Annotated in this window: 19 protein-coding genes, 2 tRNA genes and 2 rRNA genes; 17 read left to right on the forward strand and 6 right to left on the reverse strand. The window is 60.5% G+C overall.

Going from position 1 to position 23,363, the window contains the following annotated elements:
* Positions 1–122 precede the first annotated feature (122 nt).
* The 9 genes from NKT35_RS11270 to NKT35_RS11310 all read left to right on the forward strand — a co-directional run bounded on the left by NKT35_RS11270 (position 123) and on the right by NKT35_RS11310 (position 7,327).
* Complete coding sequence (locus NKT35_RS11270; RefSeq protein WP_254301196.1) at positions 123–686, forward strand: DUF4286 family protein; 564 nt, start codon at positions 123–125, stop codon at positions 684–686.
* A 10-nt stretch (positions 687–696) separates the two neighbouring features.
* Positions 697–1,572 (forward strand): MBL fold metallo-hydrolase, encoded by an 876-nt coding sequence (locus tag NKT35_RS11275; RefSeq protein WP_254301197.1) that lies wholly within the window; start codon positions 697–699, stop codon positions 1,570–1,572.
* Positions 1,573–1,675: 103 nt separating this feature from the next.
* Positions 1,676–2,860: a chromate efflux transporter gene (gene chrA, locus NKT35_RS11280; protein WP_254301198.1), complete on the forward strand. Its 1,185-nt coding sequence runs from the start codon at positions 1,676–1,678 to the stop codon at positions 2,858–2,860.
* Positions 2,861–3,046: 186 nt separating this feature from the next.
* Positions 3,047–3,418: a cytochrome b562 gene (locus tag NKT35_RS11285; protein ID WP_254301199.1), complete on the forward strand. Its 372-nt coding sequence runs from the start codon at positions 3,047–3,049 to the stop codon at positions 3,416–3,418.
* A gap of 12 nt (positions 3,419–3,430) precedes the next feature.
* Positions 3,431–3,973, forward strand: coding sequence for a cytochrome b (locus tag NKT35_RS11290; protein WP_254301200.1), 543 nt, complete (start codon positions 3,431–3,433; stop codon positions 3,971–3,973).
* 10 nt (positions 3,974–3,983) lie between these two features.
* Positions 3,984–4,583, forward strand: a complete 600-nt coding sequence (locus tag NKT35_RS11295) for an undecaprenyl-diphosphatase (RefSeq protein ID WP_254301201.1) — start codon at positions 3,984–3,986, stop codon at positions 4,581–4,583.
* Between the two features lie 112 nt (positions 4,584–4,695).
* On the forward strand, positions 4,696–4,914 hold the full coding sequence (locus tag NKT35_RS11300) for a hypothetical protein (protein ID WP_254301202.1): 219 nt from the start codon (positions 4,696–4,698) through the stop codon (positions 4,912–4,914).
* Between the two features lie 428 nt (positions 4,915–5,342).
* Positions 5,343–6,008 (forward strand): response regulator, encoded by a 666-nt coding sequence (locus NKT35_RS11305; protein WP_254301203.1) that lies wholly within the window; start codon positions 5,343–5,345, stop codon positions 6,006–6,008.
* Positions 5,984–7,327 carry an ATP-binding protein gene (locus tag NKT35_RS11310; protein WP_254301204.1) on the forward strand — a complete coding sequence of 448 codons (1,344 nt, stop codon included), beginning with the start codon at positions 5,984–5,986 and terminating at the stop codon, positions 7,325–7,327. The genes NKT35_RS11305 and NKT35_RS11310 overlap by 25 nt, the downstream gene beginning before the upstream one ends.
* Before the next feature lie 83 nt (positions 7,328–7,410).
* Here the strand turns inward: NKT35_RS11310 and NKT35_RS11315 are convergent, their stop codons facing one another.
* Positions 7,411–8,013, reverse strand: coding sequence for a c-type cytochrome (locus NKT35_RS11315; RefSeq protein WP_254301206.1), 603 nt, complete (start codon positions 8,011–8,013; stop codon positions 7,411–7,413).
* 12 nt (positions 8,014–8,025) lie between these two features.
* Positions 8,026–9,348, reverse strand: coding sequence for a hypothetical protein (locus NKT35_RS11320; RefSeq protein ID WP_254301207.1), 1,323 nt, complete (start codon positions 9,346–9,348; stop codon positions 8,026–8,028).
* Between the two features lie 297 nt (positions 9,349–9,645).
* Here NKT35_RS11320 and NKT35_RS11325 point away from each other — a divergent pair, with 297 nt between their 5' ends.
* Both NKT35_RS11325 and cysS read left to right on the forward strand, forming a co-directional pair.
* Positions 9,646–10,677, forward strand: a complete 1,032-nt coding sequence (locus NKT35_RS11325; protein WP_254301209.1) for a patatin-like phospholipase family protein — start codon at positions 9,646–9,648, stop codon at positions 10,675–10,677.
* 189 nt (positions 10,678–10,866) lie between these two features.
* Positions 10,867–12,249, forward strand: coding sequence for a cysteine--tRNA ligase (gene cysS / locus NKT35_RS11330; protein ID WP_254301210.1), 1,383 nt, complete (start codon positions 10,867–10,869; stop codon positions 12,247–12,249).
* A 41-nt stretch (positions 12,250–12,290) separates the two neighbouring features.
* Here cysS and NKT35_RS11335 read toward each other — a convergent pair whose 3' ends face one another.
* Positions 12,291–13,244, reverse strand: coding sequence for an amidohydrolase family protein (locus tag NKT35_RS11335; RefSeq protein ID WP_254301212.1), 954 nt, complete (start codon positions 13,242–13,244; stop codon positions 12,291–12,293).
* A gap of 123 nt (positions 13,245–13,367) precedes the next feature.
* Here NKT35_RS11335 and NKT35_RS11340 point away from each other — a divergent pair, with 123 nt between their 5' ends.
* Positions 13,368–14,246, forward strand: a complete 879-nt coding sequence (locus tag NKT35_RS11340; RefSeq protein ID WP_254301214.1) for a LysR substrate-binding domain-containing protein — start codon at positions 13,368–13,370, stop codon at positions 14,244–14,246.
* Here NKT35_RS11340 and NKT35_RS11345 read toward each other — a convergent pair.
* Positions 14,243–14,542, reverse strand: a complete 300-nt coding sequence (locus NKT35_RS11345) for a hypothetical protein (RefSeq protein ID WP_254301215.1) — start codon at positions 14,540–14,542, stop codon at positions 14,243–14,245. The two genes, NKT35_RS11340 and NKT35_RS11345, sit on opposite strands and share 4 nt — an antisense overlap.
* Before the next feature lie 34 nt (positions 14,543–14,576).
* The gene (locus NKT35_RS11350; protein WP_254301217.1) at positions 14,577–14,855 is read right to left on the reverse strand and encodes a hypothetical protein; all 279 of its coding nucleotides are present in this window, start codon (positions 14,853–14,855) and stop codon (positions 14,577–14,579) included.
* A 316-nt stretch (positions 14,856–15,171) separates the two neighbouring features.
* On the opposite strand from NKT35_RS11350, the gene NKT35_RS11355 reads away from it, so the two are divergent.
* A complete protein-coding gene (locus tag NKT35_RS11355; protein WP_254301219.1) occupies positions 15,172–16,320 on the forward strand; it encodes an acyltransferase family protein in 1,149 nt (382 codons plus the stop codon).
* Here NKT35_RS11355 and nadB read toward each other — a convergent pair.
* Positions 16,317–17,909 carry an L-aspartate oxidase gene (nadB, locus tag NKT35_RS11360; protein WP_254301221.1) on the reverse strand — a complete coding sequence of 531 codons (1,593 nt, stop codon included), beginning with the start codon at positions 17,907–17,909 and terminating at the stop codon, positions 16,317–16,319. The two genes, NKT35_RS11355 and nadB, sit on opposite strands and share 4 nt — an antisense overlap.
* A 434-nt stretch (positions 17,910–18,343) precedes the next feature.
* On the opposite strand from nadB, the gene NKT35_RS11365 reads away from it, so the two are divergent.
* From NKT35_RS11365 to NKT35_RS11380, 4 genes are all read left to right on the forward strand, one after another.
* Positions 18,344–19,879: ribosomal RNA gene (locus NKT35_RS11365) — 16S ribosomal RNA — on the forward strand.
* Positions 19,880–19,971: 92 nt separating this feature from the next.
* Positions 19,972–20,048: transfer RNA gene (locus NKT35_RS11370), tRNA-Ile, on the forward strand.
* Between the two features lie 12 nt (positions 20,049–20,060).
* A tRNA-Ala gene (locus NKT35_RS11375) sits at positions 20,061–20,136 on the forward strand.
* A gap of 258 nt (positions 20,137–20,394) precedes the next feature.
* A 23S ribosomal RNA gene (locus NKT35_RS11380) occupies positions 20,395–23,286 on the forward strand.
* The 16S and 23S rRNA genes sit together here with 2 tRNA genes alongside, the layout of an rRNA operon.
* Positions 23,287–23,363: the final 77 nt, after the last annotated feature.

Here is a 23,363-nt window from a genome sequence, read left to right on the forward strand (position 1 = left end):
TCAGCTTGATAAAAAGTCATGAAATCTTGATTTTATATCGTTTTTAATCCATCCAGCATTGCCTCAGCATGAGTGAATGTCAATTGCGGCCGAGCGATGGCCGATCATGAAAGGGCTATGCCATGCTTTATTTTGTCGAATGCAGCTATGCCGACCCCGGCAGCGAGGCGGAATGGAATCGTTTTTACAACGAAGACAAACTGCCCGCGCTGTTGGCGGTGCCTGGTTTTTTGAACTCGCAGCGTTTCCAGGCGGTGGGCCATGATGGCCCGGCCTATCTCGCCATCCATACGCTCGCCGGGCCCGAAACGCTGGATTCGGACGCTTATCGGCGCAATGGCGGCGGCAACTTCGCCAGCTGGCAAACGCATATCTTCGACTGGCGTCGCAATCTTTATCTTGGCGCGCAGGCGCCAGCCATAGGCGAGCGCGATTATCTGGCCATCAGCGAGCAGGGGCCGGAGGCCTTGCTGGCGATGGGTGCGCAGCCGGATGAAATCCAGGCGGCGGGTTTGGAGCGGTCTACGGCATCGCGCTGGCTGGCGGCATGGCGTCCGGTCGAGGGGCAGGGCGCGGCTGACTTGGCGGCGGACCTTAGATTGTACGCGCCGCTCACCGCGCGCTTGTTCCCTGGCCAGTCCCTGGCCCGGCAGACCGGCCTGGCTGCCGACATTTCCGCTGACTGAGGAGAGCGCCATGGGTCTTCCTTGCCGCCAGATTGGCGACTATGCGGTCACCGCGCTCAGCGATGGATATTTGGATTGCGGCTTGGAGTTGCTGAGCCCCATCGATATGGAGGAGGCGGCCAGGATGCAAAGGGCGGCGAATGTGCTTGCCCCCGCCGCCATCCATATCAATTGCTATCTGATTCGCGGCCGAGGCCGTGCCGTGCTGATCGATGCCGGCGCGGGCGGGCGCAAAGGCTGGGGCGGCGAGCTGCCGGTGCGTTTGCGGCAATTGGGCGTTTCTGCGGTGGATATCGACGCGATTTTGCTGACGCATGCGCATCCCGACCATATCGGCGGCTTGCTGGATAGCGCCGGCCAGGCGGCGTTTCCGAACGCCGAGTTGCTGTTGAGCCAGCGCGAGCTTCAGTTCTGGCAGGATGATGGGCAGATGAGCCGCGCCAGCGAGCGGGCGCGCGGCAATTTCCTGATTGCCCGGCAGACATTTGACCGTTACCGGGCCGGGTTGCGAACCTTTCACTCCGGCGAGGTTTGGCCCGGCATTCTGGCGATGCCGCTGGCGGGCCATACCGTGGGCCATACCGGTTTTCTATTGGCTTCCGGCGCGGAAAGCCTGCTGATATGGGGGGGTGTGGTGCATTTCCCCCATATCCAGATCGCCCGCCCCGAGGTTTCCATCGCCTTCGATCAAGATGCCGCCATCGCCGCCGCGATGCGGGCCAAACTGCTGGAGCAAGCCTGCGCGGAGAGTCTGCTGATTGCCGGCATGCATCTGGGCGAGGCCGGGTTCGCCCGCATTCTGCGCGATGGAGGCGGGTTTCGCATCGACTATGAAAACGAGCGGGGCCCGAAGGCGGCAAGCAAGGGGCCGAGCTGGGCGATGTGAGCCATGCAGGGCCTCGCCGCAGTCTGCGAGGCCGCGCCACTGTCGCCGGCTTGGCGGGCGAATTATGATATTCGCCATCAATTAGGATGAGCGAAGCGGAACCATGGCGCATCGGCAAACGGCGGAGCCGTCTGACACCACCTCGATACTTGGCATTTTTTGGATTTTCCTGCGGCTGGGCTGCACCAGCTTTGGCGGTCCGGTCGCCCATCTGGGCTATTTCCGCGAGGCTTTCGTCAACCGCCGCCGCTGGCTGGATGACCAGGCTTATGGCGATCTGGTGTCCTTGAGCCAGTTTTTGCCCGGGCCCGCCAGCAGCCAGGTCGGCATCGGTCTGGGGCTGCTGCGCGGCGGCGTGCCTGGCGCGCTGGCCGCTTGGCTGGGTTTTACCTTGCCTTCGGCTCTGGCGCTGGCGGCGTTCGGCATGGCGGTGACGCATGCCGGGCAAGGCATAGGCGGAATGTGGCTGCATGGTCTCAAGGTGGTGGCGGTCGCCGTGGTGGCGCAGGCTTTGTGGGGGATGGGCAAGAGCTTGTGCCCGGACCAGGAACGGGCCAGCCTGTCGGTAGCCGCGGCCGCCGCCGCGGTTTTCTGGCCTGGCGTCTGGACTCAGATCGCCGTGATTGTCGCCAGCGGCTTGCTGGGTTTTGCCTGGTTTCGCTCGGCGGGCAGCCCATTTCCGGTGCGCTTGAGCAAACGATGGGGGATGGCCGCGCTGGCGCTGTTCGCTTTGATCCTGGCGCTGTCGCCGCTGGCGGCGGCGCGCGGCGGCTATGGCTTGCAGCTGTTCGACAGCTTTTATCGCTCGGGCGCGCTGGTGTTCGGCGGCGGCCATGTGGTGCTGCCCGTTTTGCAGGCCGAGGTGGTGCCGCGCGGCTGGGTCAGCAACGACGCCTTCCTGGCCGGCTACGGCGCGGCGCAGGCGGCGCCGGGGCCGCTGTTCACTTTCGCCGCTTATCTGGGCGCGGTGTCTGGCGGCTGGCTGGGCGCGGCGGCGGCGCTGACGGCGATTTTCCTGCCGGGCTTCTTGTTGATGATAGGCGCCCTGCCTTTGTGGGAGGGCTTGCGCAGGCGCGCCGGCATGCAGCGCGCCATGTTGGGCGTGAACGCCGCGGTGGTGGGGCTGTTGTTGGCCGCTTTTTACCATCCGGTGTGGACCAGCGCCATTTTGTCGTCCGCGGATTTCGCCCTGGCCGCCGCCGCGTTTCTGCTGTTGGCGCTTTGGAAGCTGCCGCCTTGGCTGGTGGTGGCCCTGTGCGCCTTGGCGGCGGGCTTGGGCGTGCATTGAGTCCCGGCCCGTCTTCTGGCGCGCTGCTCTAGCGCCCCTTCATCTTCTTCGCCTATTTCCTCGCTGAGCGTGGATAGCCGCCCGAGCTAAGTCTTCTCTAAGTCAATTTGATTATTCTTTGGTCCAAAGTCTCGCCCTCGCCGCGCATGAATCGTTGGCGGGCGCGAGTCATCCAAGGAGATCGATATGTTTTCATTTGAAAAGCCATGGTGGATTCCAGGCGCGGCGTTATTGATGTTGGCGCTGACCGGGGCGGCACAGGCCGGCGAACTGAAAAGCCTGATGAAGGACATGAAGACGGCGATGAACGGCGCGATGGGCAGCGCGGGGGACGCCGAGTTTTCCAGCTATTTGCAGCGCTTGCGCCTGGATGCGGACCGCGCCGCCAAGCTGCCTTATCCCGACAATCAGACGGATTACCGAGAGGGCATGCGCGCCCTGAGCGCCGATCTGGACAAGGCGGAGCAGTTCGCCAAGGCCGGCGATCTGGCGGCGGCCAAGCGCTCGCTGCAGGCGGCCAACCAGACCAAGAAGCGCTACCACCATCTGCTTAACTGAGTGGAGGACATCATGTCGGAACATGCTCGCTATCCGCTTTCTATGCGTTTGCTGCATTGGCTGCTGGCCTTGCTGGTGTTCTCCAACTTCGCGCTTGCTTGGTTGCTGGAGGATGAAGAGTCGCTGCTGGCCGCGCACAAAATGATAGGCGCCTGGATTTTGCTGCTGGCGGCGGCCAGGCTGGCGAATAAGCTGCGCTTGCGCAAGCGGCTGCCGGCTTCGGTCAATCCGGCCGGATCTTGGTCGTATTGGGCGGAAAAGCTGGCGCACGGCCTGTTGTATCTGTGCTTGCTGGCGGAACCGTTGCTGGGCTGGCTGAAAACCAATGCCGCCGGACACGGCGCGACGCTGTTTCCCGGCTTCGACTTGCCTGCGCTGATGGAGAAGAACCGCCATCTGTCGCATTGGCTTGGCGGCATGCATGAGGTCATGGCCAGCTTGTTGGCCTTGCTGATCGCGCTGCATGTCGCGGCCGCCTTTTGGCATTGGATCAACGGGTCGGGACTGGGCTTGGCCAGGATGCTGCCTATGCCTGGATCAAAACGCGAGATTTGAAAGCGTCTGGATGGATGAGATTAATTACACGATTTTTTTATGGCTCAACGCGCCGGCGGCGCCTTCCGCGTTAGCGGTGGCCTTGGCCAAGTTTTCCGGCGAATACTTGATCTTTCTGCTCCCGCCGCTGTTGCTGGGCTATTGGTTCTGGGGCGGGGCAGGGCCGCGCAAGGCCGTGTTGGAGGCCTTGGCGGCCGCGCTTCTGGCGCTGACGCTCAATCAGTTGATAGGCTGGCTCTGGCCGCAGCCGCGGCCTTTCATGCTGGGCCTGGGGCATTGTTTTCTCGATCATGCCGCCGACGCCTCGTTTCCCAGCGATCATCTGACTTTGTGGTGGTCGGTCGCTTTCAGCTTCTGGCTGGGGCGGACCATGCGCGCGCAGGGCCGCGCGCTCGTCTTGCTGGGTCTGCCGATGGCGTGGGCCAGAATCTATCTGGGCGTGCATTTTCCTCTGGATATGCTGGGCGCGGCGGCTGCGGCTGGATTCAGCGCTTGGATGGCCTATCGACTGGCCTGGCGCTATCTTCCGCCGGTTTATTGCGCCGCTTTGGCGATGGAGCGCCAGTTGCGCAACCGTTTCTCCGCGCTTTCGCGCGCCGCGAAAGAATAGGCTGCGGGCTAAGCTGGCGCTAAGTTTGAGGGGCTAATCTGTAATCAGCCCCAATGGGTTGGGCCGGCCTGGCCGGCATGTCGGACGATGCAGTTTCAATGGAGACAGAACCATGTCTATCGCTCCCATCGCGGCAACGGGGCCGCAAGCTTTGTCCCCCGTGACTTTCCACAATGCGCGGGCCGCCGCGGCCTCTCAAACCGTCTCTGCCGCTAGCGCCCCGGTTCAGGATCAGGTCAGCATCAGCAGCGCAGGGCGAGCCAGGCAGCAGGAGGAGGCGGCCGAGTCCGCCGCCCAAGCCGCGCAAGAGGCTGCCAGCGGGCAAAGCTGAGCGCAGAGTGTCTTGACCTGGCGCGTGCATGCCAGCGCGCGCCGCCGTGGATTCGCGATCGCCGTCTCTCGCCGTTTTCGTCGCGCCATTGCCGGCACCAGGGGGAGCGTCATGTCCTTGTTTCATGGACTGCCCTTGTTTTGGCCGCATCTTCCATTTGCGTCCTGCCTTTCGCGCGGCTGTTTGCGCGGGCATGAGGCGCATCGTTGTTTCTCTGGCTTGCCCTGCTGTTTGCTGCTGATTCTTTTGATCGGCCTGGCTTGCATGGGCGCGACGCTGCTGCGGGCGAGAAATCCTTAATCTTGGCGGAAAGGCGCGTGCCGCGGTCTTGCCTTGCGGGCTGGACGTCAGGATGGCGCTATGCTGTAGGAATAGGCATTGGAACGATGGCGTGGATTGGGCGGCATGCGCCGCCGCAAGGGGATGGCATGAGGGTATTGCTGATAGAAGACGATCCTATGATAGGCGAGGCGGTGGTGTCGGCGCTGCGAGACGCCAGTTACGCGGCCGACTGGGTGCGCGACGGCAAGCGCGCCCTGCTGGCTTTGGAGAATCATGTTTATGACTTGTTATTGCTGGATCTGGGTCTGCCTGGCCGAGATGGCATGGATGTATTGGCTGCCGTGCGTCGAGACGGCAATCCGGTGCCCGTGCTGATCGTCAGCGCCCGCGACGGTTTGGAAGATAGGTTGAAAGGCCTGGATGGCGGCGCGGACGACTATTTGCTCAAGCCTTTTGACATGGCCGAACTGCTGGCGCGGATGCGCGCGGTGGCGCGGCGGAAAGGCGGCCAGAGCGCGGTCTGCATGGGCAACGGCGTGGTGACACTGGACCCGTCCAGCCGCGAAGCCTCGACCACGGAAAGCGGAGCGGTGTTGCTTTCCAATCGCGAGTTCGCCTTGTTGCAGGCGCTGTTGACGCGGCCTGGGGCGATTTTGTCGCGCGGCGAGCTGGAGGAACGCATTTACGGCTGGGGCGAAGAGGTGGAAAGCAATGCGGTGGAGTTTCTGATCCATTCCCTGCGCCGCAAGCTGGGCAGCGCCGTCATCAAGAATGTCCGGGGAATGGGATGGATGGTATCCAAAAACGCTTGAGAGACTCGCTGCAGCTGCGGCTGCTGGTTTCGCTGATCGCCATGATCCTGTTCCTGACCCTGGCGGTGTGCGGCGTGTCGTATTGGTCGGCTTTCAAAGAGGCCAATGATATGCAGGACGGCTTGCTGAATCAGGCGGCCTGGCTGCTGGATCAGGAGCGGGTGCCGCCGGTCGAGACGGCGGCCATGCACCCTGTGGTGGTGGAGAACGAATCCAGAGTGCTGATCCAGTTTCTGGCCGCGCGCCAGGCGTCGGCTGGCCGGCTGCCGTTGTCTCCCGCCTTGCCGGATGGCTTGCAAACTTTGCAATTGAATGGAGAGCCATACCGCGTGCTGATCCGAACGCTGTCCAGCGGGGTGCGGGTAGCGGTGGCGCAAGAGCGGCATATCCGGGACGACATCGCGGCGGACGTGGCGAAGCGCACCGCCTTGCCGCCGTTTTTGCTGCTGCCCTTCATGATCTGGCTGGTGTCGCGGCTGATCAAAAATATGCTGCGGCCGATCAAGGAATTATCCCGGGAGATCGATCTGCGCCAGGTGACGGAGCTGCACTCCGTCGAGGCGCAGCGCTTGCCATTGGAGATCCGTCCCTTCGCGGTGGCGATCAACCGCCTGCTGGATAGGGTGGCGCAGAGTGTGGACAGTCAGCGGCGGTTTCTGGCCGACGCCGCGCATGAGCTGCGTTCGCCGATGACGGCCCTGTCTTTGCAGGCCGAACGCTTGGCGGCTACCGAGCTGCCGGACAATGCGCGCGAACGTTTGACGATTTTGCGCAGCGGCATCGAGCGCAGCCGCCGCTTGTTGAACCAGTTGCTGACGATGGCCAGGGTGCAGACCGGGGGCGCTCGGCAGGACGGCGCGCCGCCGACGGTGTCCATTCAGGCCGTTTTTCGCGGCGTGCTGGAGGATTTGATGCCTTTGGCGGAGGCCAAGGGCATCGATATCGGCGTCGAGGACGGGCGGGATGTGTTGGCCGGCGCTTCGGAGCTGGACTTGACGACCGTGGTGAAGAACCTGGTGGACAACGCCATCCGCTACACGCCGGCGGGCGGCAAAGTCGATTTATCCGCTGGCGTGTCGCCTGATGGCGTTTTTTTTGCCATCGCAGACAATGGCCCGGGCATTCCGGAGAGCGAGCGGGAAAGGGTATTCGATCCTTTCTACCGGATGTTGGGCACCGAACAGCAAGGATCGGGTTTGGGGCTGGCCATTGTCCGGGAGGTGGCGGACCGGCTGGGCGGCAAAGTCGAGCTGGATTGGGCGGAGGCCGCAGCAAGAAAAGGCCTGAGGGTCGAGGTTCGATTCCCGCGCCTTGCATGATGGGCGACGTCGCCGCGTTGTCTGGATAGAGAGGGCGAGACGCCCCGCGGTCGTTGGGCCGCGAGGCGATTGCGCAACAGGGATCAGAGGCTTTGCAGATAGGCGGCCAGGCTGTTCAAGTCGTCTTCGCTGAGGTCATGCACGATGGCCTGCATCGCCACCGCTGCGGGCCGCTGGCTGGTGGAGAACACATGCAGCTGTTTCAGCAGATAGGCCGCATGCTGGCCTGCCAGCCTGGGCGCTTGCTCGGTGCCCTCCGCCTGCGCGCCATGGCAGGCGAAGCAGGCGGGCACGCTGTCGCCCTTGCCTTGCAGAAAGATGGCCTTGCCGGCGGCCAGCTTGGCGGCTTCGCCCGGAGCGGCCGGGTTGGGCTTGGCTTTCTGTGTCGAGAAATAAGCGGCGACGCCGGCGATTTCCGCATCATTCAAGCCGCCCGCCACGCCCCACATATAGTCGTGGGCGGCCTGATCGCTGCGGCTTTGCTCGCGGAACACTTTCAGCTGCTGCTGCAGATAGGCGGCTTGCTGGCCGGCTAAACGCGGAAACAAGGGCGAGACGCTGTTGCCGTCGGCGCCGTGGCAATTGGCGCACCAGCTGCGCGCCAGCGTTTCCGGGTCTCTATCCGCCTGGGCGGCGCTCGTCAGCAGCAGCGCGCCGAATAATCCGATCATCCATAGCGTTTTCATGGCGTTCCCCTGTCAGAAGGCGATCCAGGTGTAGAGGTAGGTGATGTTGTTGTTGCGGGCGTTGCGGCCATTGCCGTCGTAATTGCCGCTGGCGCCCTGGTATTTCAGAAACGCGGTGTATTGCAGGCCCACCCGCCAATTAGGCCGGATCATGTAGTTGAATTCGGCGATGCAGCCATTGGTGTCGGGTTTGCCGGTGACCGGGTAGACGATGTTGTCCGCCGAGCCGTTCTCGGCGAAATACCCCAGCGTCAGCCCGTATTTGCGCTGATACCAGTAGCTGCCCTTGATGCGGAAGGAATTGAGGTCGCTGCTGGGGTTCTGCACATTGACGCCGACTAGGGAGGGATCCCAATCGGTCTTTTCATGGATGTAGGAGGCCTGGGCCGTGAAGACATGGGGATCGGACAGATACTGATACTGCGCGTCCAGCCCGCTATCTCGATAGTGATTAGTCGGGGAGCCTGGGTCGGTCGGGTCGGTGTTGACTTGTGCAGCCAGGCCGAAAGTGCCGATTTCGATTGAATGTTCGCCCCAGTCATGGCTATAGGCGAAGCGCCAGTATGGATTGGTGCCATCCAGCCGGTTGCTCAGCGTCACGCCGTTTTTGAACAACGAGGTGCCGCCCTTGGCGACGCGATAGCCGCCGAGCTCGGCATACCAGGTTTTATTCAAAAATGCGTAGGCGCTGAGACCGGCCACCTGCTGCGCCAGACCGCCTTCGATCAAGGTGGTCGGCGGCGAAATGCCCCAAGCGCCGGTCAGGTGGCTGCTTTGATAGGGGTAGCCGAAGGCCGGTATCGTATTCCAGGCATCTTGCACCGTGGGGTTGTTGTTGAGCGATAGGCCGTAGATCAGGTCCAGATCGCTTTTGGCGATGTGGTCGGTCAGCCGCCAGTCGTTGTTGTCCGCCACGGTGTGGCCGGAAAAGTCCTGCGTGCCGGGATTCTGGTTCAGCGCGTTGAAGGTCCATTGCGAGAACATGCCGACATGGTCGCCGATCTTGCCCGCCACAAACAGGCTACCGCCTTCTATCACCCCGTCGTTTTGCCGCGGATACGCGCCGTCATTGCCCTGGGTGTTGCCGACGTGGGAAACCGAGGCTTGGGCCATGGCCGCCAAGGGAAACAACTTGGTGGTGCCCAGCGTGTAGCCGGACAGCTTGAACAGCCTGCCGTAAGGCGTTAGCTCCGGAAAGCTGACATGGCAGGCGATGCAGGCTTCCCCAGTTTGTCGGGCATAGCTGGGCAGCGCGTGCGCGGCGGTGGACCATAAACCGACCATCAGGGCGGCGAGCCAGCCTGCTGCTTGCAAGATCATTGCGCGTCCTCTCATGACACTCTCCCAAACTGTTCTTGCGACGTTCTTGTTATAGGAAGCGCGGTTTGTTTTGCGCGCATGCGCATGCGAATGCTTGATCCATGCCAAGCCTTGGCTTGTCTGGCGCGCTTTTCCGGCATGGGCGACGATTCTTCATCGACGATGCAAGGCTTGGGCGCATGGACGCTTATCTCGAAACATAGCGGCGGAAACTTAGCCCAGACTGAGCGCCTCGTGATGGCTGGCCTGGCTTCTTGAGATCGTAATGGGGTCGTGACATGATTTGTGCGATGCAGCAATCAAGGAGCGGCCATGCGTAAAACCGATGGACAACAGCCTGTCATCAGCCTGGCTTTGCAGGGCGGCGGCGCGCACGGCGCGTTTACCTGGGGCGTGCTGGACGCTTTGCTGGAGGCGGGAGCGTATCGCTTCGACGGCCTCAGCGGCACCAGCGCGGGCGCGATGAACGCGGTGGCGCTGGCGCATGGCTTGTGTCTGGGCGGCCCGGAGCGGGCGCGCGAGTCGCTGGCGGCTTTCTGGGAGAAAGTGGGCGAGAGCTTGCCGGAAGAAATGATGCGGCCTTTGCCGCTGGGCGCGGACTCCGCCGCGCCGCCCGGTTTGAAGATGGCTTTGCAACTGAGCCAGTGGCTGTCGCCTTATCAGCTCAACCCGCTGGATTACAATCCACTGCGCCGCATCATCGAGTCGCAGTTCGATTTCGAGCGCCTGCGCCGCGCTTCGCCGGTGCAACTGTTCGTGGCGGCCACGCATGCCAACAGCGGGCAGTTGAAGTTGTTCCGCAACGCCGAGCTCAGCGCCGACGCGCTCTTGGCCTCCTCCTGTCTGCCCACGCTGCGGCAGGCGGTGATGATAGACGGCGAGCCGTATTGGGATGGCGGCTTCGCCGCCAATCCCGCGGTGTTTCCTTTGTTCAAGTTCTGCCGCAGCGCGGACATCTTGCTGGTGCTGCTGGCGCCGATGTCGCATGGCGAGACGCCGCGCAGCGCCGAGGAGATACAGAAGCGGGCAACCTTGCTGGGTTTCAACAGCGCTTTTTTGCGCGAGATGCGTTTGTTCGCGCTATTGCAGCAGATGGCGGACGAGCCGGCCTGGTGGCGCGGCGGTTTGGAGCGGCGTTTGCAGGCGACGCGCTTCCATCTGATAGAGGGGCATGATTTGCTGTCCAGCCTGGATGCCTCCAGCCGCGCCTTGGCCTATGGGCCGTTCTTGCTCTGGCTGCGCGACGAGGGAAGGGCGACGGCCAAGCAGTGGCTGGCCGAGCACGGCGGCAAAGTGGGCCGCGCGGCCAGCGCCGACATCCAGCGCTTGTTTTTGCCGGGCTAGGGGTGCGGGATTGACGCTGGCTAGCGCAATCCCTAATATCGTTAGCATGAATAGGAATGAGATGTCCGCCGCCCGCCTGCAACCGTGTTGTCCGACATGGCCGGGGAGCGCGCGCGTCTAGCATCCGCATTCCATCCCTCGGCCGCCGCGTGTTTTCACCCGGCGGCCTTTTTCATGTCCGGAGAAACCATGCAACTGCAACTGTACGATACCTGGCACCGCGCCGTGCGGCCCTTCGCGCCACTCAACGACGACCATGTGGGTTTGTACTGTTGCGGCCCCACGGTGTATGACTACGCCCATATCGGCAATCTGCGCACCTATCTGTTCGAAGACACGCTGCGCCGCGCGCTGGAGCTCAATGGCTACCGGGTGCGGCATGTGGTCAATATCACCGATGTCGGCCATCTGGTGTCGGACGGCGATGACGGAGAGGATAAGATGGAGGCGGGCAGCCGTCGCGCCGGCGGCGAGTCGGCCTGGGATATCGCCGAGCGCTTCACTGCCGCCTTCCAGCAAGATCTGGCCGCGCTGAACGCGCTGCCGCCGACGATCTGGAGCCGGGCGACCGACCATATCGCGGAGCAGATCGAATACGTGGCAGCGCTGGAGCGCAAGGGCTATGTCTACCGCACTTCGGACGGCATGTATTTCGACACCGCGCGGCTGGACGATTACGGCCATCTGGCGCGGCTGGACGCCGCCGGCCTGCAGGCCGGCAACCGGGTGGAGATGGGCGAGAAGCGCAACCCGACCGATTTCTCGCTATGGAAATTCAGCCCTGCCGAACAAAAACGGCAGATGGAATGGGACAGCCCCTGGGGGCGCGGTTTTCCCGGCTGGCATATCGAGTGCTCGGCGATGTCGGCCAAGCACCTGGGGCCGTGGTTCGATATCCATTGCGGCGGCGAAGATCACATCCCGGTCCACCACAGCAACGAGATCGCTCAGAGCCAGGGCTGCCACGGCACCCGCGCCGCCAACTTCTGGATGCATGGTTACTTCCTGCAATTGGACGACGCCAAGATGTCCAAGTCCAGCGGCGACTTCCTGCGGCTGCAGACCTTGATCGACCGCGGTTACGATCCGCTGGCCTACCGTTATCTGAATCTGACCGCGCATTACCGCAAGCAGATGAGCTTCAGCTGGACGGCGCTGGACGGCGCGGCGCAGGCGCTGGACAAGTTGCGGCAGCGCTATGCCGCCTGGCCGGAGGGCGGGGCGGTGCTGGCCGATGTCGCCGCGGCCTTCCGCGCCGAGATCAACCAGGACCTGAACACGCCCAAGGCCTTGGCGCTGGTGTGGGGGCTGGTCAAGGACGAAACGGCCGCCGACGCGGACAAGAAGGCCACTTTGCGCGATTGCGATCGGCTGCTGGGTCTGGATTTGGATAGCTGGCAGCCGCGCGAGGAGGAAACGCCGGCCCAGGTGCGCGAGCTGCTGGCCCGGCGCGAAGCCGCGCGGGCGGCGCGGGACTGGGCCGAGTCAGACGCCCTGCGTGGGGAAATCCTGGCGCTGGGCTATGTGGTGGAAGACGGCCGCGACGGCGCAGCGGCCAAGCTGGCGCGTTGAAGCGGCGCCCGCCGCGAATGGCGAGCGCCGCCGAGCGATATTCAGCCGCGTCGCGCCGCCAGCCGCGGAAACAGCGCCAGCGCGTTGCCGTGATTGATGGCAGAGTGTTCCGCCGGGGCCAGTTCGCTGTAAGCATCCAGCTTGGCGGTGAACGATGCGCCAACCGATGCCGGCGCGTAGGGGTAATCGCTGCCGTACAGGATGCGGCCGACGCCGGCGAAGGCGGTCAGGCTGGGCAGGGCAGCGGGGCCGGAGGACAGCGCGGTGTCGAAGTAGAAGCGCTGGAACAGGCGCAGCAATGCCTCGGTCGATGGAACATCGTTGCGGACGCCTGGGGCCAGTTCGGCGAAACGGTGCGAGGCATAAGGCAGAAAGCCGCCGGCATGGGACAAGATGACATTCACGTCCGGGTGACGAGTCAGCACGCCGTTCAGCACCATCTGCACCGCGGTGCGGGTGGTGTCGAAAGGATAGTCGACCAGCGGTCCGGGCATGCCGGGGATGGTGTCGATGGCGGGCTTGCCCGGATGGATGAATACGGTGGCGCGGCGGCGGTTCAGTTCGGCCCACATTGGCTCGAACGCCGGGTCGCCCAGGTATTGGCCGCCGTAATTGCTGAGCAGCACCACGCCATCCGCTTTCAGCGCGTCGAAGGCATATTCTATTTCCCGCAGCGAGCCCTCAATATCCGGCAACGGCACGGTGGCGAAATTGCCGAAGCGGTCAGGATGCCGCGCCACCAGGCCGGCAGTGTATTCGTTGACGCGGCGGGCCATGTCCAGTTTGGACTGGCCGGGCCAGCCCTGCACGCCGGGCGCGGTCAGCGACAGCACGCCGGTGGCGATGCCCTGGCTGTCCATGAAGTCGATGGCGCTTTGCGGGCTCCACTCCGGGCTTTTCCAGCCGGACGGGTCGCCGCCGTGGGCGGGCAGGGCTTCTGCCCAGAAGGGCGGAACGACGTGTTGGTGGACATCGATGCGTTGGGTGGCGTTCATGGTCTTTCTCCAGATTCATGGCGCCGCGGCGCGGCGTCTGATGCTCAGAGTAGGCGCGCTTGAAAAATCACTCCAATAGATTAAATTTCAAGATTGATCATTTTAAGTGATGAGTTTGAGCGCATGGAACTACGCCATTTACGCTATTTTCTGGCCGTCGCCGACGAGGGGCATTTCGGCCGCGCGGCTGAGAAGCTGCATATCGTCCAGCCGGCGCTGAGCGCCCAGATCCGGGCGCTGGAGGACGAGCTGGGCGTCACCCTGTTCGACCGCAGCACGCGCAAGGTGGAGTTGTCGGACGCCGGACGGATTCTGCTGATCGAGGCGAGGCGCACGGTGGAGCAGGCCGAGCGGGCCAAGAGCGTGATGCGGCGCGCCGTGCGCGGCGAAACCGGCGTGGTGAGGATAGGCTTTGTCGGCAATGCCGTCGTGGCGGGGCGTCTGTCCGATGATTTGCTGGCATTCCATGCGGCCTGGCCGGATGTGGCGGTGGATATGCATGAAATGGCGCCGGCGGCGCAGTTGGAAGCGCTGCTGGCGGGGCGGCTGGATGTCGGCTATTGCCCGCAATTGGGCTATCCGCTGCCCGCCGGCTTGAAGGCTCGCTCAGCGGGCAGCTGGCACTGGGAGGTGGCGATGGGCGGCCAGCACCCTTTGGCCGCGCGCCGCGCCCTGCGGGTGGCCGATTTGCGGGAGCAGCCGTTCATCGTTTATGCCGCCGACAGCGACGATGAAGGCCAGTTGCGGATGTTGCGCCAGTTGCTGGGCTGTGAGCCGCGCATCGCTTATAAGGTGGGCAGCACCATGTCAGTGCTGGCCCTGGCGGCGGCGGGTTTGGGCCTGGCCCTGGTGCCCGCGCCGGTGCGTAAAATAGCGGCGCCTAATCTGGCATACCGCAAATTGGCGGAGCGTTCGCCGCTGGTGTCGGAATTATCGGCGATCAGCCGGGCCGGCGGCGAATGGGGCGCGGCGCGGCGTTATCTGGACATGTTGGATGGCTAAGGCGCGGTTCGCGCTTTGGCTTCGCCCTTTTCTATCACTTGCTGAACATTGAGTCCGCTGGCCAGGGTGAAGAAAGTATGCCAGTTGGTGTGCTTGTCCGAGGTGAAGCGGCTGATAGCGGCGCGCTCGTCATCGCTCAGCAGCACCAGGGTTGAGGCTTTCCAGAAGCCGCTCTTGTTCATGTCGGCGATGTCCATGCCCAGCAGCGAGCTGCGCATGCCCTTGTAAGTTGTGCCGCAGGCCAGGAGCAGCAGCACCATGCCGATGGCGATTTTTTTCCAGATTGTCTTATTCATGGATGTCCCCGTGTTTTTAGCTATATGAATGTAGTTAACGGCCGAGCCCGGCGGAGGATGACTTGGCGCCGGACGCGTCGCCGCTCTTGCCTTGGCGCTTGTCGTTCCAGCGGCGAATGGCGGCGATGCCGATAGGCTTCTTATCCACAGCCCGGCCTATGGCCTGATTTTCCAGGACGCGGCGGCCACGCTTGGTTTCCTCGCCTTGGGCCTGCGAGGCGTCCCGCGTCGACGCGAGCGCGCCTTGCGCAAGCAAAATGGCCATCAGCGCGGCGAGGGCGCTTGATCGTTTCAAGTGGCTGAGTTTCATCATCGGTGTGTTTCCATTTCTTGCGCTTGGGACAAGCCGGCAGGATGCGCGCGGTCGACGCCTGCTGTTTCATTCTAGATGCGTATTTGCCATCTCTCGCCAATACGACGCCTACGCTGCGGAGCGGTTCTGCGGGCTTCACATATCTTTGCAAGCGGGGAGGACTTTGCGAAAAAGCCAGCTGTCGCTTTGCAAAGAGAATGGAGATAGGGGAAGGCCTGGCGCGATGCGGGTTTTGAGCGGCAGGCGAACGGGATGCTGGACGGAGTGGATAATTTTTATTTAAATGGTATTTTTGGTAACTAAGGCCTATCCATTCATGCGAGATTTTCGACGCGACGCCAAGATAGACGTGATACGCGGCGTTTCCATCTTGTTGGTGCTATTCCATCATTTCAATATTGCGTATCGGTTGAAAGACACTTCTCTGGCGGCGGGGCTGGGGTGGGACGCGGTCAAGGCGGTGGCGCGCAACGGCAACTACGGCGTCACCATGTTTTTTGTGGTATCGGGTTTTCTGATCACACGCAACGCCTTGCGGCGCTGGGGCAGCCTGGAGCGCGTCGATGCCGCGATGTTCTATGGCTTGCGCGTCGCTCGCATCCTGCCTTGTTTGGCGCTGCTGTTGGTTTTGGTCAATGGCTTGGCGGCGGCGGGCGTGCCCATTTTTCAAAGCCATACCGAAGCCGGCGCGCCGTTTCCTTACTGGGTAGTGAATCTGGCCAGCCTGACGTTCTGGATGAATGTCTTGATCGCGGCCCAGGGTTGGGTGAATTATCCATTGGGGGTGCTGTGGTCGCTGTCGGTGGAGGAGGTGTTCTACCTGGCCTTCCCCTTGTTGTGCCTGCTGTTGAAGCGGGAATCGCGGCTACTGGTCTTTTGGCTGCTGATCGCGTTGATAGGACCGGCATACCGCTGGATGCATGCGGGGGACGAGGGCGGCTATCTTTATGCTTATTTCGCCAGTTTCGACGGCATCGCGATCGGCTGCCTGACGGCGGTTTTGGCTGAGCGCGGATATCTGCGCCGGCTGGCGCATCCGGCGATTCAAACCATGGTCGTGGCCGCCATGGCGCTGCTCTATTTGAAATGGCCGATCCACGACAGCCATATTTGGGGCGTCAGCCTGATGGCTTTGGGCACGGCTGGCTTATTGGCGGGCGTGGGCGAAGAGCGCAGCGGGGGGCGATGGGGCGCGCCTATGGCCTGGTTGGGGCGGCATAGCTATGAGCTCTATCTGTTCCATTTGATCACGCTGGGTCTGCTGCGCACGGCGTACCCGCCCAAGCTGACTTTGGGCGACGACAAGCTGATTTTGCTGGCGGCGTATTTGGCGCTGTCGATCTTGACGGCGGTGATCGTGGCGCGAGGCTATGCGGAGCCATTGAATCGGCTGGTCCGCCGCGCCTGGGCGCGGCGGTTGGGGGAGAGGCCGGCTCGTCTGGCCGGAGCGGATGCCGTCGATTAAGCTTGCGCGGCGGGAGCGGCCGGCGTCAGCACGGTGTCTTCCGCTTGCGGCAACTGGGCGGGGTAGTCGCGGCTATAGTGCAAGCCGCGGCTTTCCTTGCGCAGCATCGCCGAGCGCACGATCAGCTCCGCGGTCTGCACCAGGTTGCGCAGCTCGATCAGGTCATTGCTGACGTGGAAGTGGCTGTAGTACTCGTCGATCTCGCCTTTGAGCAAGTCTATGCGGTGCAGCGCGCGTTCCAGCCGCTTGCTGGTGCGGACGATGCCGACGTAGTCCCACATCGCGCGGCGCAGTTCATCCCAGTTATGGGAGATCACCACCTCTTCGTCCGGATCGGTTACCCGGCTGTCGTCCCACGCGGGAATCGTCGGCAGCTTGATGGTTTCGGCGGCTTGAATGTCTTCAGCTGCCGCCTTGCCTATCACCAGGCATTCCAGCAGCGAGTTGCTGGCCAAGCGGTTGGCGCCGTGCAAACCGGTATGCGCCACTTCGCCCACCGCGTATAAAGCTTCCACATCGGTGCGGCCGGCCAGGTCGGTGACGATGCCGCCGCAGGTGAAGTGCACCGCCGGCACCACCGGAATCGGCTGCTGGGTGATGTCTATGCCCAGTTCCAGGCAATGGGCGTAGATATTGGGGAAGTGTTCCTTGATGAATTGCGCCGGCTTGTAGGAAATGTCCAGGTAGACGCAGTCCAGCCCGTGCTTCTTCATTTCAAAGTCGATGGCGCGGGCCACCACGTCGCGCGGAGCCAGTTCGCCGCGCGGATCGTGTTGCGGCATGAAGCGGGTGCCGTCCGGCAGCTTCAGAATGCCGCCTTCGCCGCGGACCGCCTCGGTGATCAGGAAAGATTTGGCATGCGGGTGGTACAGGCAGGTCGGATGGAACTGCATGAATTCCATATTGCCGACGCGGCAGCCGGCGCGCCAGCCCATGGCGATGCCGTCGCCGGTGGCGGTATCCGGATTGGTGGTATAGAGGTAAACCTTGCCGGCGCCGCCGGAGGCCAGAATGGTGTGCTGGGCGGCGATGGTGACGATTTCGTCCTTGTTCTTATCCAAGGCGTACACGCCATAAGCGCGCTTGCCGGGCAGGCCGAGCTTCTGCGAAGTGATCAGATCGATCGCTATATAGTGTTCCAGCTCGGTGATGTTCGGATGCGCCTTGATCTTTTGCCCCAAGGTGCTGGTCACCGCCGCGCCGGTGGCATCGGCGGCATGGATGATGCGGCGATGGCTGTGGCCGCCTTCGCGCGTCAGGTGGTAGCCGGTCTGGTGCTCGTCATCGCGGGTGAAGGGCACGCCAAGTTTGATCAGCCAATCGATGGCTTCTTTGGAGTGCTCGACGATGAAGCGGGTGGTGTCTTCGTTGCACAGGCCCGCGCCGGCGATCAGCGTGTCGCGGATGTGATCTTCCACCGAGTCCTCGGTATCCAGCACCGCGGCGATGCCGCCCTGCGCATAGGTGGAGCTGCCTTCCAATAGATCGCGCTTGGTGATCAGGCCGACTTTGCGGGTTTCCGCCAGATGCAGCGCCAGCGTCATCCCCGCCAAGCCGCTGCCGATAATCAAAACATCGAATTTGAGCATATATAGAGTGTCCACGGCAGGCACGTCGCGTGCCAAATGCATGCCAGCGTAGCAGAATCGGCTGGGTGAGCGTAGCGGGGCTTACCGTTGGATGACGAAATTCAAAATACCCCTTGTTCATATATTTAATTGAATCATCGGCTTGCTGCTAGATGGCCGCTGTTTGGCTGGATTTTTGCAATATTTCTCGCAAAAGGTATTGACGACCCCAAGGCTCGGGCGTATAGTTCGCCTCCTCAGCTGACGCAGCGAACGAAACAGCGGAAACGAAACGGTTTCCGAGGTGACGAAAACTGCACCGGCACTGCTCTTTAACAGAACGAATAACCGATAGGTGTAAGTGCTTGGTGAAAGCCAAATACTTGCACTGCAAGAGACAAGAGATACTTGTTTATTTCTTTGAACTTGCGTGCCAGAAAATTTGCTATGAGATTGAACTGAAGAGTTTGATCCTGGCTCAGATTGAACGCTGGCGGCATGCTTTACACATGCAAGTCGAACGGTAACAGGGTGCTTGCACCGCTGACGAGTGGCGAACGGGTGAGTAATGCATCGGAATGTACCGTGTAATGGGGGATAGCTCGGCGAAAGCCGGATTAATACCGCATACGCCCTGAGGGGGAAAGCGGGGGATCGAAAGACCTCGCGTTATACGAGCAGCCGATGTCTGATTAGCTAGTTGGTGAGGTAAGAGCTCACCAAGGCGACGATCAGTAGCGGGTCTGAGAGGATGATCCGCCACACTGGGACTGAGACACGGCCCAGACTCCTACGGGAGGCAGCAGTGGGGAATTTTGGACAATGGGCGCAAGCCTGATCCAGCCATGCCGCGTGTCTGAAGAAGGCCTTCGGGTTGTAAAGGACTTTTGTCAGGGAGGAAATCCCGCTGGTTAATACCTGGCGGGGATGACAGTACCTGAAGAATAAGCACCGGCTAACTACGTGCCAGCAGCCGCGGTAATACGTAGGGTGCAAGCGTTAATCGGAATTACTGGGCGTAAAGCGTGCGCAGGCGGTTGTGCAAGTCTGATGTGAAAGCCCCGGGCTCAACCTGGGAACGGCATTGGAGACTGCACGACTAGAGTGCGTCAGAGGGGGGTAGAATTCCACGTGTAGCAGTGAAATGCGTAGAGATGTGGAGGAATACCGATGGCGAAGGCAGCCCCCTGGGATGACACTGACGCTCATGCACGAAAGCGTGGGGAGCAAACAGGATTAGATACCCTGGTAGTCCACGCCCTAAACGATGTCAACTAGCTGTTGGGGGTTTGAATCCTTGGTAGCGTAGCTAACGCGTGAAGTTGACCGCCTGGGGAGTACGGCCGCAAGGTTAAAACTCAAAGGAATTGACGGGGACCCGCACAAGCGGTGGATGATGTGGATTAATTCGATGCAACGCGAAAAACCTTACCTGCTCTTGACATGTAACGAACTTGGTAGAGATATCTTGGTGCCCGAAAGGGAGCGTTAACACAGGTGCTGCATGGCTGTCGTCAGCTCGTGTCGTGAGATGTTGGGTTAAGTCCCGCAACGAGCGCAACCCTTGTCATTAGTTGCCATCATTTAGTTGGGCACTCTAATGAGACTGCCGGTGACAAACCGGAGGAAGGTGGGGATGACGTCAAGTCCTCATGGCCCTTATGAGCAGGGCTTCACACGTCATACAATGGTCGGTACAGAGGGTTGCCAAGCCGCGAGGTGGAGCTAATCTCAGAAAACCGATCGTAGTCCGGATCGCACTCTGCAACTCGAGTGCGTGAAGTCGGAATCGCTAGTAATCGCAGATCAGCATGCTGCGGTGAATACGTTCCCGGGTCTTGTACACACCGCCCGTCACACCATGGGAGTGAGTTTCACCAGAAGTGGGTAGGCTAACCGTAAGGAGGCCGCTTACCACGGTGGGATTCATGACTGGGGTGAAGTCGTAACAAGGTAGCCGTAGGGGAACCTGCGGCTGGATCACCTCCTTTCTAGAGAAGGCGATTGCCAAGTACTTACAGCCTATCGGTTATTTGTGTTAAGGGCATTGAGGTTGTGGAGTCCACGATCTCTAAAGTCAACTGGGTTTGTAGCTCAGCTGGTTAGAGCACTGTGTTGATAACGCAGGGGTCGTAGGTTCGAGTCCTACCAGACCCACCATTTGACCTGTTTGGGGGATTAGCTCAGTTGGGAGAGCACCTGCTTTGCAAGCAGGGGGTCGTCGGTTCGATCCCGTCATCCTCCACCACTCCAGTGCAAACATAATCACTCTTGAGAGAGTGTGATTTTGTTTGCGTTGAAAATACGCCCGATCTTTAACAAACTGAAGAAGCCGAATATATATAGACGGCGAGATGAAAACATGGAGTTAACTCTTCATGTCGACAGATCGTCATCTTGGGTATTTGATTGTATCTAAGGCTGCGTCGCCATATCAAAAGGGGCGGTGCAGTCGTCGCACAAACACTCTCTATTGTCGCAGTAATTTAGGTTACTGAAATGATAGGGTCAAGCGACTAAGTGCATCTGGTGGATGCCTTGGCGATCATAGGCGATGAAGGACGTGTAAGCCTGCGAAAAGCGCGGGGGAGCTGGCAATAGAGCTTTGATCCCGCGATGTCCGAATGGGGAAACCCACCGTTTAGGCGGTATCCCAGACTGAATACATAGGTCTGCGGAGGCGAACTCAGCGAACTGAAACATCTAAGTAGCTGAAGGAAAAGAAATCAACCGAGATTCCGTAAGTAGTGGCGAGCGAACGCGGAACAGCCTGTATGTGTTATGAGTTGCGTTAGTGGAAGGTTCATGGAAAGGACCGCCGTAGTGGGTGATAGCCCCGTACACGAAAACGCATCGCAAGAACTAGGCATACGACAAGTAGGGCGGGACACGAGAAATCCTGTCTGAAGATGGGGGGACCATCCTCCAAGGCTAAATACTCATGATCGACCGATAGTGAACCAGTACCGTGAGGGAAAGGCGAAAAGAACCCCGGGAGGGGAGTGAAATAGAACCTGAAACCGGATGCATACAAACAGTGGGAGCGGACTTGTTCCGTGACTGCGTACCTTTTGTATAATGGGTCAGCGACTTACATTCAGTGGCAAGCTTAACCGAATAGGGGAGGCGTAGGGAAACCGAGTCCGAATAGGGCGTCTTAGTCGCTGGGTGTAGACCCGAAACCGAGTGATCTATCCATGGCCAGGATGAAGGTGCGGTAACACGCACTGGAGGTCCGAACCCACTAGTGTTGCAAAACTAGGGGATGAGCTGTGGATAGGGGTGAAAGGCTAAACAAACTCGGAGATAGCTGGTTCTCCCCGAAAACTATTTAGGTAGTGCGTCAAGTATCACTTCCGGGGGTAAAGCACTGTTATGGCTAGGGGGTCATTGCGATTTACCAAACCATGGCAAACTCTGAATACCGGAAAGTGCGAGCTTGGCAGACAGACAGTGGGTGCTAACGTCCATTGTCAAGAGGGAAACAACCCAGACCGCCAGCTAAGGTCCCAAATGATCAGTTAAGTGGTAAACGAAGTGGGAAGGCCTAGACAGCCAGGATGTTGGCTTAGAAGCAGCCATCATTTAAAGAAAGCGTAATAGCTCACTGGTCGAGTCGTCCTGCGCGGAAGATGTAACGGGGCTCAAACTGATAACCGAAGCTGCGGATGGGCGCGTAAGCGTCCGTGGTAGGGGAGCGTTCTGTAGGTCTGTGAAGGTGTGTCGAGAGGCATGCTGGAGATATCAGAAGTGCGAATGCTGACATGAGTAGCGATAAAGCGGGTGAAAAGCCCGCTCGCCGAAAGCCCAAGGTTTCCTACGCAACGTTCATCGGCGTAGGGTGAGTCGGCCCCTAAGGCGAGGCTGAAAAGCGTAGTCGATGGGAAACGGGTTAAAATTCCCGTACTTTTGTGTAGTGCGATGTGGGGACGGAGAAGGTTAGGTCAGCAGACTGTTGGAATAGTCTGTTCAAGCCGGTAGGCGTGAGGGGTAGGCAAATCCGCCCTTCTTTAACGCCGAGAAGTGATAACGAGGGTCTACGGACCTGAAGTGACTGATACCACGCTTCCAGGAAAAGCCACTAAGCTTCAGCTACACAAGAACCGTACCGCAAACCGACACAGGTGGGCAGGATGAGAATTCTAAGGCGCTTGAGAGAACTCAGGAGAAGGAACTCGGCAAATTGATACCGTAACTTCGGGAGAAGGTATGCCTGTTGGGGTGTAGTGATTTACTCACGAAGCTTTGACAGGTCGCAGAGAATAGGTGGCTGCGACTGTTTAACAAAAACACAGCACTGTGCCAACACGAAAGTGGACGTATACGGTGTGACGCCTGCCCGGTGCCGGAAGGTTAAGTGATGGGGTGCAAGCTCTTGATCGAAGCCCCGGTAAACGGCGGCCGTAACTATAACGGTCCTAAGGTAGCGAAATTCCTTGTCGGGTAAGTTCCGACCCGCACGAATGGCGTAACGATGGCCACACTGTCTCCTCCTGAGACTCAGCGAAGTTGAAGTGTTTGTGAAGATGCAATCTCCCCGCTGCTAGACGGAAAGACCCCGTGAACCTTTACTGTAGCTTTGCATTGGACTTTGAACAGACTTGTGTAGGATAGGTGGGAGGCTTTGAAGCCAGGACGCTAGTTCTGGTGGAGCCGTCCTTGAAATACCACCCTGGTGTGTTTGAGGTTCTAACCTTGGTCCGTGATCCGGATTGGGGACAGTGCATGGTAGGCAGTTTGACTGGGGCGGTCTCCTCCCAAAGTGTAACGGAGGAGTTCGAAGGTTACCTAGGTACGGTCGGAAATCGTGCTGATAGTGCAATGGCAAAAGGTAGCTTAACTGCGAGACCGACAAGTCGAGCAGGTGCGAAAGCAGGACATAGTGATCCGGTGGTTCTGAATGGAAGGGCCATCGCTCAACGGATAAAAGGTACTCCGGGGATAACAGGCTGATACCGCCCAAGAGTTCACATCGACGGCGGTGTTTGGCACCTCGATGTCGGCTCATCACATCCTGGGGCTGTAGCCGGTCCCAAGGGTATGGCTGTTCGCCATTTAAAGTGGTACGTGAGCTGGGTTCAAAACGTCGTGAGACAGTTTGGTCCCTATCTGCAGTGGGCGTTGGAAGTTTGACGGGGGCTGCTCCTAGTACGAGAGGACCGGAGTGGACGCACCTCTGGTGTACCGGTTGTGACGCCAGTCGCATCGCCGGGTAGCTAAGTGCGGAAGAGATAACCGCTGAAAGCATCTAAGCGGGAAACTTGCCTGAAGATGAGACTTCCCTGGAGGCTTGACCTCCCTGAAGAGTCGTTCGAGACCAGGACGTTGATAGGTCGGGTGTGGAAGCGCTGTGAGGCGTGAAGCTAACCGATACTAATTGCTCGTGAGGCTTGATCCTATCATTTGAGTGGCTTAGCGTACGGATCTTGGATTCGTATGATACTGAGCGACGAGATAGAGTGTGTGCGACACAAT

The organism is Chromobacterium sp. IIBBL 290-4 (assembly GCF_024207115.1).
In the GTDB taxonomy this organism is placed as follows: Bacteria; Pseudomonadota; Gammaproteobacteria; order Burkholderiales; family Chromobacteriaceae; genus Chromobacterium.